General features: G+C 37.6%; 11 protein-coding genes and 4 pseudogenes. 8 read left to right on the top strand and 7 right to left on the bottom strand.

Annotation, left to right across the window (positions count from 1 at the left end; all coding sequences use genetic code 11):
* Positions 1 to 353, bottom strand: a pseudogene (locus tag F960_RS20975) (helix-turn-helix domain-containing protein); the annotation flags it as partial.
* A gap of 132 nt (positions 354 to 485) precedes the next feature.
* Between F960_RS20975 and F960_RS20970 the strand changes: the two are divergent.
* Entirely contained in the window at positions 486 to 1,280 is a 795-nt protein-coding gene (locus F960_RS20970) for a hypothetical protein (protein WP_004871638.1), read from the top strand.
* A gap of 41 nt (positions 1,281 to 1,321) precedes the next feature.
* Positions 1,322 to 1,453, top strand: a pseudogene (locus F960_RS23325) (RHS repeat-associated core domain-containing protein); the annotation flags it as partial.
* Between the two features lie 38 nt (positions 1,454 to 1,491).
* Here F960_RS23325 and F960_RS20965 read toward each other — a convergent pair.
* A protein-coding gene (locus F960_RS20965) for an IS3 family transposase (protein WP_085945819.1) occupies positions 1,492 to 2,567 on the bottom strand; the annotation gives its coding sequence in 2 pieces (ribosomal slippage) (positions 1,492 to 2,315 and positions 2,315 to 2,567; 1,077 coding nt in all).
* A 70-nt stretch (positions 2,568 to 2,637) separates the two neighbouring features.
* Between F960_RS20965 and F960_RS23280 the strand changes: the two are divergent.
* The 3 genes and pseudogenes from F960_RS23280 to F960_RS23275 all read left to right on the top strand — a co-directional run.
* Positions 2,638 to 2,745, top strand: a pseudogene (locus F960_RS23280) (RHS repeat-associated core domain-containing protein); the annotation flags it as partial.
* 393 nt (positions 2,746 to 3,138) lie between these two features.
* Entirely contained in the window at positions 3,139 to 3,633 is a 495-nt protein-coding gene (locus tag F960_RS20950; RefSeq protein WP_004871633.1) for a hypothetical protein, read from the top strand.
* A gap of 7 nt (positions 3,634 to 3,640) precedes the next feature.
* Positions 3,641 to 3,775: pseudogene (locus F960_RS23275) on the top strand (RHS domain-containing protein); the annotation flags it as partial.
* A gap of 207 nt (positions 3,776 to 3,982) precedes the next feature.
* Here F960_RS23275 and mnmE read toward each other — a convergent pair.
* The 5 genes from mnmE to rpmH all read right to left on the bottom strand — a co-directional run bounded on the left by mnmE (position 3,983) and on the right by rpmH (position 8,068).
* A complete protein-coding gene (gene mnmE, locus F960_RS20940) occupies positions 3,983 to 5,344 on the bottom strand; it encodes a tRNA uridine-5-carboxymethylaminomethyl(34) synthesis GTPase MnmE (RefSeq protein WP_004871631.1) in 1,362 nt (453 codons plus the stop codon).
* Between the two features lie 88 nt (positions 5,345 to 5,432).
* Positions 5,433 to 7,175, bottom strand: coding sequence for a membrane protein insertase YidC (yidC, locus tag F960_RS20935; RefSeq protein ID WP_004871628.1), 1,743 nt, complete (start codon positions 7,173 to 7,175; stop codon positions 5,433 to 5,435).
* Between the two features lie 5 nt (positions 7,176 to 7,180).
* Positions 7,181 to 7,501 (bottom strand): membrane protein insertion efficiency factor YidD, encoded by a 321-nt coding sequence (gene yidD, locus F960_RS20930; protein ID WP_004871624.1) that lies wholly within the window; start codon positions 7,499 to 7,501, stop codon positions 7,181 to 7,183.
* Between the two features lie 12 nt (positions 7,502 to 7,513).
* Positions 7,514 to 7,903 (bottom strand): ribonuclease P protein component, encoded by a 390-nt coding sequence (gene rnpA, locus F960_RS20925; RefSeq protein WP_004871621.1) that lies wholly within the window; start codon positions 7,901 to 7,903, stop codon positions 7,514 to 7,516.
* Positions 7,904 to 7,933: 30 nt separating this feature from the next.
* Positions 7,934 to 8,068 carry a 50S ribosomal protein L34 gene (rpmH, locus tag F960_RS20920; protein ID WP_000831329.1) on the bottom strand — a complete coding sequence of 45 codons (135 nt, stop codon included), beginning with the start codon at positions 8,066 to 8,068 and terminating at the stop codon, positions 7,934 to 7,936.
* Between the two features lie 668 nt (positions 8,069 to 8,736).
* Between rpmH and dnaA the strand changes: the two genes are divergently transcribed.
* From dnaA to recF, 3 genes are all read left to right on the top strand, one after another.
* A complete protein-coding gene (gene dnaA, locus F960_RS20915; protein ID WP_004871619.1) occupies positions 8,737 to 10,125 on the top strand; it encodes a chromosomal replication initiator protein DnaA in 1,389 nt (462 codons plus the stop codon).
* A 100-nt stretch (positions 10,126 to 10,225) separates the two neighbouring features.
* The gene (gene dnaN, locus F960_RS20910; protein WP_004871618.1) at positions 10,226 to 11,374 is read left to right on the top strand and encodes a DNA polymerase III subunit beta; all 1,149 of its coding nucleotides are present in this window, start codon (positions 10,226 to 10,228) and stop codon (positions 11,372 to 11,374) included.
* A gap of 25 nt (positions 11,375 to 11,399) precedes the next feature.
* Positions 11,400 to 12,482: a DNA replication/repair protein RecF gene (gene recF / locus F960_RS20905; RefSeq protein ID WP_004871616.1), complete on the top strand. Its 1,083-nt coding sequence runs from the start codon at positions 11,400 to 11,402 to the stop codon at positions 12,480 to 12,482.
* Positions 12,483 to 12,526: the final 44 nt, after the last annotated feature.

The raw sequence follows: 12,526 nt of genomic DNA, 5'->3' as shown, positions 1-12,526 counted from the left end.
AACTCCTTTTTAAGTTCACCTTTGGGTAAAGCTCTGATTGTTGAATAGATTGTGGTATGGCTAATATTCATCTCTTTATCATCTGATTGTCGTTTGAGCCACTTAGAAATTTGTACAGGCGACCATAAACATTTTATGGCTTCTACAATAAATTTCCATAGTAAGGAATCCAAATAAATTTTTGTATGACCGCGCCTGCGTCGTTGCTGCGAAAATTCAATCGCTTGTTCAGCACTATATTGATGAACAGAACCGCAATTTTTATTTAATTCACGAGAAATTGTACTGTGATGTCGGTTAATTTGTTTAGCAAATTTTCGAGCAGAAAAATTGGGTTTGTTAAACTCTAGCATTAGTGCAGTTCGTTCAACTATTGTTAAATGTATGTATGACAATATGACACTCCTTTATACCTATATTAGGTTGGGGGTGTCGCACTTCAAGTTTTAGTCTGCCGTATATTAAATCTTCAAGGAGATACTAATATGAGTTTAAACAAAATTGAATATGCAAAAAAACTTATTAAATTTAGTAAGAATGTTGAAGCTGCTGAGATTTTAAGAAATATTATCGAAGAAACAGATGATATTTTATTAAAACAAAATGCTATCGAAACTTTATTGCTTGATATTGAATTAAAAAAAGAAAATTTAGTGATCGAGCGAATTGAGCCATTAATTAAATTAGCTGAGAAGATTCCATCTTTTCCGTTAGAACTCATAGAAAAAGTAAAAAATAAAATTAATGATCGTGAAATTATTTATCCCAAAAAAAATCTTTTCACTCAAGATTTTTACAATATTTATGATTTTTTTCAAAAAAATTTCTTAGATAAGCATATCCAACCTAAATTGAGAAATGATTTTTTGGAAATTAATTTTAGATTAGCCTTAAAAACTGCTCATGATCAAAATATAGATGAGCCATATGAAAGTTGGAATGATTTAAGAAGTAGTATTTCTAAAGAAGTATATAACATAGTTTATAAAGAAAATCTGGATTTAGAAGATTTTGAAAATAAAGTTGATAAATTAAACTCTACATTAGAAAAAAAACTAGAAGGTCATACTAAAATTTTTTATTATTTTTTAGATGATATGGAAAGTGATATTCATCTAATATTAATGGCTATTTATGTTGGGTATTCTGAAAAATTAATCAATCTTTTATTAGAGTCCTATAAAAGTAACTATTTACCTTGTGGTTGGAAAGGGGAGTACCCTTTAGGAAGTTTATGTGTGATAAATGGCATGTTGGATTTTAAAAAACAAGAATTTTAAGATAAATATTAATCCAAACTCACATGAAGCTTGATATATGAAACTCAGAAATCATCACCAATAATATCCGCTTCCAGGGCATGAGCAAAGACTGAGCACTGCTCAGTCTGAAGCGCAAAGATGATGAAACAGGACTGCACTACAATAGATATCGCTACTATTCGCCTTATGTGGTAATCCTCCCATAACTAACTGAAGTTAAAAGTAGAGGTTAAGCAGCCATTAGAGGAGGCCTTCCTTTGTTGGCTTGGTGTGGTCTTTCATGATTGTAATGCCATAGCCAATTCGTTGCATAATCTTGTACTTCATCCAAAGTATCAAATAAATGTTTGCTTAGCCAACTATAACGTATGGTTCGATTATAGCGTTCAATATACGCATTCTGTTGTGGGTTACCTGGTTGAATATGTTCAATACAAATACCGTGTTCAGTTGCCCAGCGTACGAATTCATGACTGATAAACTCAGGTCCATTGTCGCATCTAATCACCAAAGGTTTTTCCCGATATTCCAACAACTGATTGAGTGCTCGAATAACTCGTATTGCAGGTAGTGAGAACCCTGCTTCAATAACTAAACCTTCGCGGCGGTAATCATCAATCACATTCAATAATCGAAATTTGCGACCATCGGAAAGCTGATCGTGCATAAAATCCAGTGACCAGACCTGATTTTCACGGATGGGTTCTTTCAATGGTTCAGGCGCATGTCGTTTTAGTCTTCTTCTTGGCTTAATACGCAGATTCAGTGCTAACTCACAGTAAATGCGGTAAACCCGCTTGTGATTCCAACAGTGACTCTTAACATGCCGTAAATATGAGAAGCATAGACCAAAGCCCCAATCGGAATTTTCCTCAGTGAGGTCTATGAGCTGTTCTGCAATGAGCACATTGTCATCACTGAGTTTAGCCTGATAACGGTAGCAGGTTTCACTTATGCCAAATGCAGTGCAAGCCAAACGGATACTAACAGCATGTCGGGCCACTGCATGTTGAGCCATCTGACGTCGACAAGATGGCTTCACCACTTTTTTGACATCGCTTCCTGAATAATTTCTGCCTTTAACCGCTCTTCAGCATACATTTTTTTCAGTCTGGTATTTTCTGTTTCCAACTCTTTCAGCCGTGCCATCAAAGATGTATCCATGCCGCCATATTTAGCACGCCATTTATAGAAGGTTGCATTACTCATACCGTGTTCACGACATAGGGCAGCAACAGGTGTACCAGACTCCGCTTGCTTTAAGATGGACATGATCTGGCTGTCTGTAAATTTAGATGTTTTCATGCAGAATCTCCTGCTTGTATCTTAAGAGAAAATTCTACTTTTAGATCCTATTATTTTTAGGGGGGATTACCATGTGGGGAGGTTTATAAGTAAGGATCCGATTGGTCTACTCGGTGGCAATAATATTTATGCTTATGCGCCAAATCCTGTGGGATGGGTGGATCCGTTAGGATTGTCATCTCAGCAAAATACTTGTTGTAAGAAAAAAGAAGATGAGTGTAAATCAACAATTTCTTCATTTGATGCTAGACGCAAAGTATTAAAATTAGATAAAGCTATTGCATGTACTAGTGCTCCAATAGCACAAAGAGGAATTAAAGGATGGGAGCAGTATCTATGTAAAGTTGGTAATAATAATAAAGACCCGAATTCATATAGAATTATATCCCATCATCAACCTGATAAAGACCACAAATGTCCACATTGGCATATAGGAATACCTAAAGGATTAGAGAGTAATAATACACCTACTACTTTTTCTAATGGAGCTTGGAAATATCATTCTAGTCAGGATGCTATTGAACATAAGAAATAGTATATTTTTTAAATAAATATTGATAAGGCACTGATTATGATTAATTTAACTATTGAAGAAAAAAAAGTTAAAGTTAAGCAGAAGATAAAATTAAAAAAAATTTTATCAGAAGTTGATTTGGACATAGACGAAATACAGCAGTTATACACACCGAAAAGCTCTGAAATTTTAAAAAAAATTTTTGAGATTAAGGGAGGTGTTAATTTACATACGCAAGAAAATTTATTAGATGAAACTATGCTAAGTAATTTCTTATCAAAATATAATGATAATGATGTATTTTATTTTATCTTGCCAGAAGTTTCTTTGGGTAATCAATATTATGAAACTAGTTTACCAATTTTAGTATTGGAGAAATGGAAGGTAAATAAAATTTTAGAAATTATTTATTTAAATAAAGTCGATTTTATTTCTATTTTTTCACTTGATTTTAAAAGTGGTATTATTGTAAATGGTTATTCAGATTTTCCAGGAGAAGAAAATAATTATTATGATGGTCAAGTTTATGATTATTATTTAGTTAACTGTTGAATGTGATAAAGATCCGTTGTGGCATACAGCCCAGAAAGCTGAGAAGCTTGATCGAGTTTGGTATTACGACCATTTAGGTACACTACAAGAAATGTCGGATCAATCAGGAGCGATCGTTTGGACGGCAGAGTATAAGGCTTGGGTGAGCAAGGAAAAGCAAAACACTGCTTTGCCCGAAACACAAGACGAGTACTACACTCAAATAAAAAACTAAAATACATTTCTCAGAATATAAAATAAAAAATGCATTTATTAATTAGTAATTTTTCTCATAAAAAAAGCATTAAATACATATTATTTAATGCTTTTATGAAATTCAAAGTATTGTTGAATCAATTTAAATTTGAAATTACTTTCCGATACAGAATGATCCGAAAATCTTACCAAGCAAATCATCCGCACTGAAATCACCCGTGATCTCACCCAAAGCATTTTGAGCTAGACGCAATGATTCAGCAACTAATTCCCCCGCGTGAAACTCTACCAATTGTACACGTGACTCTGCTAGATACTGCTGAGTGCGTTTCATTGCGTCTAAATGGCGTGTTCGGGCAATAAAGGTATCTTCTTCTGGGTGAAAACCTGCATGCGCTGTAATCGCTTCAATAAGCGCTTGTACGCCCATTTCCTGTTTTGCCGATACGGTTATCTGTCTAAAGCCATTAAAATCATTTAATTGTGGCGATTGCGCAGTCAAATCGCACTTATTACCGATTAACATCAAGCGTTTTGGCTCAATATGATCTGCAAAATATTCTTCAGCCAATGCCAAAGGATCTTCGCCTTGGCTTAAGTCATAGACCAAAAGTAATAAATCCGCTTGCTCAATTTCTTTAATGGCACGGCGAATCCCTTCTTTTTCGACGATATCGCCTGTTTCACGAAGACCTGCTGTATCGGTTAGAGTAATAGGCAAACCATTTAAAGTGATTTTCTCATGTAGCACATCACGTGTTGTACCCGCAATGTCGGTCACAATTGCACGTTCAATCCCAGCGAGCGCATTGAGCAGACTCGATTTTCCAGCATTCGGTTTACCCGCAATGACCACTTGCAAGCCTTCACGAAGCAACTGACCTTGACGAGCAGATTGTTGTACTGCTGCAACCGAGGCTTGTACGTCTTCTAACAAATGTAAAATTTTACCATCAGCCAGAAAATCGATTTCTTCTTCTGGAAAATCAATCGCAGCTTCCACATGCAAACGTAGATGAATCAATTTTTCTAAAACAGTGTTGACCTTGTTGGAAAATGCACCTTGTAAAGAACGTACAGCGGAACGTGCTGCTGCTTGAGAGGTAGCATCAATCAAATCAGCAATTGCTTCTGCTTGAACCAAATCCATTTTGCCATTTTCAAAAGCGCGCATGGAAAATTCACCGGCTTTAGCAGCAGTTGCACCAAGTTCTAAAAGACGTGCCAATAGTGCATTTTGGATTACAGGGCCACCATGACCCTGCAATTCCACCACATCCTCTCCAGTAAATGAATTTGGATTTGGGAAACAAATCACCAACCCCTCATCCATCACTTGACCATATTCATCATAAAACTGACGAAATCCAGCCATACGTGCTTTAGGCAAGGCTTTTTGTGTCAAGCTTTCAGCAATAGCATAGGCTTTAGGACCTGAAAGGCGAATCACTCCAACTCCCCCACGACCGGGCGGTGTCGCAATCGCAGCAATTGTGGTGTTATTGAGTGTAGTCATCAAATTTATCTCTATTCAGGTCAATAAAAAATCCGCCTAAGATTACCATCTTAAGCGGATTTATTCAGCTGTTGCTTAGAGACTTTAATTAAGCAGCATCTGTTTTTGCTTTCGCTTTCTCAACGCTCTTGTTGATAAACCATTGCTGGCTAATCGTAATCGAGTTGTTGACGATCCAGTAAAGTACTAGACCAGCAGGGAAGAACAGCATAAATACAGTAAACATGATTGGCATGATCTTGAATACTTTTGCTTGCATAGGATCAGCAGGTTGAGGGTTCAACATTTGTTGAATAAACATCGTCGCACCCATGATCAATGGCAAGATAAACCATGGATCCATCGCTGACAAATCTTGAATCCAAAGCATCCACGGCGCATGGCGAAGTTCAACTGATTCCATCAATACCCAATACAACGCAAGGAAGATCGGCATTTGAATAAGAAGCGGTAAACAACCAGAAAGTGGGTTTACTTGTTCACGTTTGTAAAGCGCCATCATTTCTTGAGAGAAACGCATACGATCTTCACCAAACTCTTCTTTCATGCGTTGCATTTCTGGTGCAATCACACGCATTTTCGCCATAGAACGGTAGCTCTTAGACGACAATGGCCAAAGAATAAGTTTCACGACAATCGTCAAGAGAATGATTGACCAGCCCCAGTTACCCACGATGTTATGGAAGAACTGAAGTCCAACAAACAATAATTTAGCAATTGGCCATAACCAACCATAATCTACAGTTTGGTTTAAACCGACAGCCAAATCTTTCAATTCAGATTGAATTTTCGGACCAGAGTAAAGCGTTGCATCAACTGACATTGCTTTACCAGCAGGAACATTAATCATTGGAGAAGTAAAGCCAATGATATTCATGCCATCTTGAGTCTTACGAGATTCAAGTTTTGCTGTGTATTCTTGATTACCAAAATGACCTGGAATCCAAGCACTCACAAAATAATGCTGAACCATTGCCACCCAACCACCTTTTGCATCAGTGCTGAGTTTGTCTTCATTGAAGTTAGCAAATTTTAGTTTGTTATAATGTGAATCTGGTGTACCCCATGCTCCACCCAAGAATGTACCCAATGTAAAGATACCTTGAGAAGATTTACCTGGATCTGCAGAATCATCACGTTTTAACTGACCAAACATTTGACCTTGCCAAGCTTGTGCGCTGCGGTTATTCACCTGATAGCTCACATTTACAGGGTAGTCACCTTGTTTAAAGGTATATGTTTTGACAATCTCAACGCCTTCAGCTGTGGTGTAAACCATTGGCACAGAAACAACTTTCGATGTTTTACCATCTTTGGTTACGTCTTTGGCATCAGCTAAAGTATATTCTGTTTTTTCAGTCGCATAAGTTGGACGACCCGCTTTGCTACCATCTGGACCGTTTGGACCAATCAAACCAGATTGAGCAACATAGGTACGTTTTGGATCACTTTCAAGCATGACAAATGGTTGATTACCATCTTTAGTTTGATCATGTTGCAGTAATTCAACTCGAACAACATCACCACCTTTAGGGCTAATCCAAAGATGATAAAGGTCAGTTTTCACTGAAATCAGATTTTGATTTGCAGTTGGATTCGCTGTAGCTGCTGGGCTTTGTTGAGCTTGTGCAGTACTTGCCTGTGGAACATCGCTAGATGTTGCCGTATTTTGAGCATTAGGCAAATCAGTTGATACATCGTGAGCAACGACTGCTGTTTTTTCTTGAACAGTAGGTGCTTGATTACCATAATCTTTTTGCCATGCCAAAATAAGCAAGTATGCAGTGACTAACATAGCACCGATAATTGCAAACCTGGCCCATTGTTGCATATGTATTACCCCAAGTGGTTAGAGTGATGTTGTACCAATAAATGTTCACGAAAGGGTACAGCAATGTGAAGCATTTGAGAATCTATTTGCTGAAATGAAATAAAACGAATTGCTTTTTTAGGTACAGGATCGTATCCATAACCACCCCAAGGATGACAACGACAAATACGCTTGGTTGCGAGGTAAACACCTTTCATCGCACCATGGGTATGAATTGCTTCTAACGAATATTGAGAACAAGTTGGAATGTAACGACAACGTGGTCCAATCATCGGACTAATCGCAATTTGATAGAAACGTATCAACCAATGCAATAAACGAACCATTGGTCATCTCTATTAATGAGGAGAAGAAACAGCTATTTTATGATGCTTTTTAGCCTGACGTTGAAGTTTGTGCCAAGCAAATTGTAACTGCTGATGCAATTCAGCATTAGATACTGCTTCTATACCTATTTTAGGCATAACCACAATATCCAATAATTCGATCTGCTTCTGATGTAAGCGAAAACTTTCACGAGCAAGACGTTTTATTCGATTTCTTTCATGCGCACGGCGCACTTTTTTCTTAGCAACAACAATACCCAAGCGGCTTTTAGGCTGCTCAGTTAGTTTTGCTAAAAATAGAAAATGGGGTTGATGCACTTTAAAAAGCGCACCATCAAATACACTTTTGTAATCTGCTGCACAATGTATGCGAACATCGTGACCAAAACTATAAAGTGTCATAACACCCAATTCGTAAACTTAACAGTTTAATTAAACAGTTAAGCTATGACGGCCTTTTGCACGACGACGAGCTAACACTTGACGACCAGCTTTAGTAGCCATACGAGCACGGAAACCATGAACGCGCTTACGCTTTAATTCAGATGGTTGAAATGTACGTTTCATATTGAAACTCCAAAAATGATCTTTGTATAAAGGTTCGCGATTGTATTGTGCATTGTTTGTGCTGTCAATCAATAAGCGACTTTCTTTCGTATATTCGCATCATTTTTATGCAGTCAATCAAATGAATAAATAAATGCACATTTGCTAATCAAAAAAGAATTCACAACATAACTTATTATTTTATAGTATAAAGATAAGTTATGAACACAGATATCCATAAATTTATCCACATACCGATATTTTTAAATTCATTTTAGACCTGCTTTTGAATTTAAATTCAAATATGATGAGTTATCCACATCAACTTGCGAGCTTATAAATAAATTCAAATTTATAAATTTAAATTTATTATTATTAGAGAGCCTTTTTTGTGTGGAAATGTCTGTTTTAGATTTTAAAAACAATAATTTAACTTGTGGATATCCATGTTTCTATTAAAAAGATGGATTGTGGATAACTTTGTGCTATATTTTATCCACAGGATCAGCTAAATCTTATCCACAAGCCCTTTAAATTTGAATTTAATTGCAGAAGGTTGCTTTTTTGAGCAAATGTGACTGTTTTAGTCATGACAGATGTGGATAACTTGGTTAGAATGGCGACCCCCTGTGGTGGGGAAGATGTTTTTTAAATTTAAAAACGTAATGTAATTAAAGAAGGGGTTTCACATGCTTTGGACGGACTGCTTAACTCGCTTGCGACAAGAGCTATCTGATAATGTCTATGCTATGTGGATTCGTCCTTTGGTGGCAGATGAAGTTGAAGATACTTTAAAGCTGTATGCACCAAATCCATATTGGACACGATATATTCAGGAACATCATCTCGAACTGATTTCCATTTTGGCCGAGCAGCTTTCAGAAGGTCGTATTCGTAAAGTCGAAATACTTGTAGATTCTCGACCGGGCGCGATTTTATCTGCTTCTGAACAACCAGCAACGACAACTGCTGCTTTAGAATCAGCACCAGTGGCTGTTGCACCAAAAGCCAAAAAAGAAAAAGAACACGAAACTGTTTCACCTAAAAACAATAAAAAACGTTTGCTTAACCCATTGTTTACTTTTGCTTTATTTGTAGAAGGTCGCTCTAACCAAATGGCGGCTGAAACGTGTCGTAAAGTATTAACTCAATTGGGTGAATCACAGCACAATCCATTATTTTTATATGGTCCTACAGGCTTAGGTAAAACGCATTTAATGCAAGCAGTCGGGAATGCCTTATTACAAGCAAAACCGAATGCTCGTGTCATGTATATGACCGCAGAAAGTTTTGTACAAGATTTTGTCAGTTCATTGCAAAAAGGCAAAGTTGAAGAGTTTAAGAAAAATTGTCGTTCTCTTGATTTACTCTTGGTCGATGATATTCATTTATTGGCTGGAAAAGAAGCCAGTCTTGTTGAATTTTTCTATACTTTCAATGCTTTATTGGATGAATCAAAACAGATTATTTTAACTTCTGACCGTTATCCTAAAGAATTAACAGAACTGGATCCTCGCTTGGTTTCACGTTTTTCTTGGGGATTATCAGTTGGGGTTGAACCACCCGATATTGAAACACGTATCGAAATTTTGCTGAAAAAAGCAGAAAGCAATGATATTGATTTGCCACGAAATTGTGCACTTTTCATTGCTCAGCAAGTGGTTGCAAACGTACGTGAACTTGAAGGTGCGCTCAATAAAGTCGTTGCTATTTCACGTTTTAAAGGCACTGCAATTGATCTGGATGTGGTGCGTGAGTCGCTCAAAGATGTTTTGGCGATCCGTGCCCGTACGATTAGTACAGAAAATATCCAACGTGTTGTCAGCGAATATTTCCGTATTCCATTAAAAGAATTGGTTGGTCCAAAACGCACTCGAATTTATGCAAGACCTCGCCAGTTGGCAATGGGTTTAGCACGTGAATTAACAGGGGATAGTTTCCCTGAGATCGGTATGGCATTCGGTGGTCGTGACCACAGTACTGTGATGCATGCTTGTGAAAAAGTTCAGAGTTTACGTGACGAAGATCCAATTTTTAATGAAGATTACAAAAACTTGATGCGCCTATTACAAAGCTAAAAGTTGTTTAAATTCTGTTCTTGCAATGCGGCATAATCTGCCGCATAGTACGCTATTAAAAAATTAAATTTACCGTCTTCAGATTTAGAGGAAATCCACCGTGCGTTTGAAAATCGCGAAAGAGAGCTTACTCAATGTTTTATCCCATGTGGTTGGAGCTGTTGAACGCCGCCACACTTTAAACATTCTTTCAAACGTCAAAATTCAGGCGACAAATCAAGCGCTTACGATTACTGGTTCGGACTTGGAAGTCGAGCTTGTGGCAAGTACGACGCTTGCAGAAGGTGCATGTATTCAAGCAGGGGAAACCACAGTTCCTGCACGTAAACTTATGGATATTTGCAAATCTTTACCGACTGCAGCTTTGATTGATTTACAAATCACGGAAGACCAACGTTGTATCCTCAAATCAGGCAATAGCCGCTTTGTATTGGGTACTTTACCAGCTGAAGATTATCCACTGTTAACCACAGAAAACAGTCAAGGTACTCAGGTTCAGGTGACTGAACGTGAATTGAAGCGTTTATTTGAAAAAACTGCATTTGCAATGGCAGTTCAAGATGTACGTTTTTATCTCACTGGTACTTTACTTGAAATTGATGAAAATCAATTACGTGCAGTGACAACGGATGGACATCGTTTAGCATTGTGTGAGACTTTGGCGTCTTCAAATGCTCAACAATTGGTACAAGCCATTGTTCCACGTAAAGCAGTTGGTGAATTACAGCGTTTATTGAGTATTGAAGATAATCAATTGACACTTTTGATCGGTCGTGAATTGTTAAATGTGACGATCAATACGCCAAACCGTGATAAAGAACAAGCTGGTATTACCGTTCGTTTTACCACTAAATTGATTGATGGAAAATTCCCAGATTATCGCCGTGTAATTCCACGTGGTGGTGATAAAACAGTATTGATTGCACATGATGTATTTAAACAATCATTACAACGTGTGGCAATTTTGAGTAATGAAAAATTGCGTGGTGTATTCCTTAATTTCAATACAGATTGCTTGCAACTTCGTGCCAATAACCCTGAACAGGATGAAGCGATTGAAGATTTGGCGATTCAATATGCCAATACTGCAATGGAAATGTCATTCAATGCGCAATATTTGCTTGATGTGTTAGGTGTATTGGACGGTGATGACGTATCAATGACCATGACTGAAGCAAACCAATCTGTATTGGTACAAGACCCTGCACAGCAAGACCAAACTTATGTTGTCATGCCAATGCGTGTCTAAGCCTATTATTTAGCTTAAGATTGTTATGCATATCACGCGTTTAAATATACAACGTGTACGAAATCTAGAAACGGTTGCACTCAGTGGGTTGCAGCCGTTTAACGTCTTTTATGGGCAAAATGGTTCGGGTAAGACCTCGATTCTCGAAGCAATTCATTTGTTGGCGACAGGGCGATCATTTCGCACACATATTCCCAAAAACTACATCCAAAATAACACCCAAGACGCGATTGTTTTTGCCCAATCTGCAACAGAAAAGATTGGTATGCAAAAACAGCAAAGCGGGGAACAGCTGATTAAAGTCAATGGGGATACTGTCGCAACTCAAGGACAACTCGCCAAAATTCTACCTTTGCAGCATATTGACCCATTGAGTACGGATATTATTGATCATGGGGCAAAACCACGTCGTCAATTACTTGATTGGTTGATGTTTCACGTGGAACCAGAATTTTATATGGCTTGGCAGTTTTATTCTCGGGCATTGAAACAACGCAATAGTTTATTGAAAACTCAGCGCAATCTCAGTCTTGCTGATCTTGAACCGTGGAATAAAATGCTCAGTGAATATGGCGAAATATTGCATTCACAGCGTCTGTCGATCGTGGAGCAATGGAAAACCTATCTTGCGGAAGATTTGGCACAGCTTTTGCCCAATTTAAATATTCAACTTGAGTACAGTGCAGGGTTCCATGTGGAACAAGGCTTACTTAATGACCTAGTCCAATTTCATCAAAAAGACCTAGACAGACGTTATACCGAATATGGTCCACATCGTGCAGATTTGCGTTTAAAAACCCCTTTGGGAGATGCGGATGTGGTTTTGTCACGTGGGCAAAAAAAGCTCTTAATTATGGCGTTAAAACTGTCACAGATTGCAATGCTACATGCCTGTAATAAGGAAACTGTGGTATTATTAGATGATCTGACAGCAGAATTAGATTTAAGCGCACAACAACGTTTAATTGAGCGATTGAGCCAACTTGGTAGCCAAGTTTTTATCACGACTTTAGACCATAAATCAGTGCAACAGCATTTGCAGGATTTGTCTATTTCATATCAATTATTCAATGTGGACAATGGTCGAGTTCAAGTTGTTGTGCAATGATTTTTTGAAGATTTTTTCCAATATTGGAATGACCTATTTTTTGA

It is taken from the genome of Acinetobacter gerneri DSM 14967 = CIP 107464 = MTCC 9824, assembly GCF_000368565.1.
GTDB classification, from domain to species: domain Bacteria; phylum Pseudomonadota; class Gammaproteobacteria; order Pseudomonadales; family Moraxellaceae; genus Acinetobacter; species Acinetobacter gerneri.
Note: the sequence above shows the minus strand (reverse complement) of the source record. Positions and strands in the feature narration are given on the sequence as shown.

Bases quoted from the DNA above. Each gene is read 5' to 3' on its own strand.
- F960_RS20970 (WP_004871638.1), top strand. From the start codon at position 486: ATGAGTTTAAACAAAATTGAATATGCAAAAAAACTTATTAAATTTAGT.
- F960_RS20950 (WP_004871633.1), top strand. From the start codon at position 3,139: ATGATTAATTTAACTATTGAAGAAAAAAAAGTTAAAGTTAAGCAGAAG.
- mnmE (WP_004871631.1), bottom strand. From the start codon at position 5,344: ATGACTACACTCAATAACACCACAATTGCTGCGATTGCGACACCGCCC.
- yidC (WP_004871628.1), bottom strand. From the start codon at position 7,175: ATGCAACAATGGGCCAGGTTTGCAATTATCGGTGCTATGTTAGTCACT.
- yidD (WP_004871624.1), bottom strand. From the start codon at position 7,501: ATGGTTCGTTTATTGCATTGGTTGATACGTTTCTATCAAATTGCGATT.
- rnpA (WP_004871621.1), bottom strand. From the start codon at position 7,903: ATGACACTTTATAGTTTTGGTCACGATGTTCGCATACATTGTGCAGCA.
- rpmH (WP_000831329.1), bottom strand. From the start codon at position 8,068: ATGAAACGTACATTTCAACCATCTGAATTAAAGCGTAAGCGCGTTCAT.
- dnaA (WP_004871619.1), top strand. From the start codon at position 8,737: ATGCTTTGGACGGACTGCTTAACTCGCTTGCGACAAGAGCTATCTGAT.
- recF (WP_004871616.1), top strand. From the start codon at position 11,400: ATGCATATCACGCGTTTAAATATACAACGTGTACGAAATCTAGAAACG.